This is a genomic window from Inquilinus sp. OTU3971 (assembly GCF_038440215.1).
This window is the reverse complement of record NZ_JASATH010000459.1, coordinates 1-350: the sequence shown is the minus strand read 5'-3', so window position 1 is coordinate 350 and position 350 is coordinate 1. Positions and strand designations below refer to the sequence as shown.

Genomic DNA, 350 nt, shown 5'->3' with positions numbered 1-350 from the left:
GACGCCGATCTCGATGGTGTCGGAAGCCCCCTCGGCCTCCAGCCGCAGTGCCGGTGGCCGTCCCTTCAGGTCGAGCACGGCCTTGGCGCGGCGTGCCACCTGGGCGCCGTGCGCCTCGAACAGGCCGAGCTTGATCGAGGAGGAGCCGGCGTTGAGGGCCAGGATCTCGGCCGGCATCGTCAGCCGCCCGCGGCGCCGTCGCCCGGCCAGCTCCAATCGGCGATGTCGGGCATGTCGCGGCCGTGCCGGCGGACATGGTCGTGGTGCTCCGCCAGCCGGTCCTGGAACCGGCGGCGGGCCCGGTCGGCATCGGTGCCGAGCTGCGGCAGCCGGTCGATCGCGGCGATGGC

The 350-nt window shown here is 74.6% G+C and carries 1 protein-coding gene; it reads right to left on the bottom strand.

Going from position 1 to position 350, the window contains the following annotated elements; genetic code table 11:
• Positions 1 to 179 precede the first annotated feature (179 nt).
• Positions 180 to 338 carry a phosphoketolase family protein gene (locus AAHM41_RS40810; protein WP_446719531.1) on the bottom strand — a complete coding sequence of 53 codons (159 nt, stop codon included), beginning with the start codon at positions 336 to 338 and terminating at the stop codon, positions 180 to 182.
• Positions 339 to 350 lie beyond the last annotated feature (12 nt).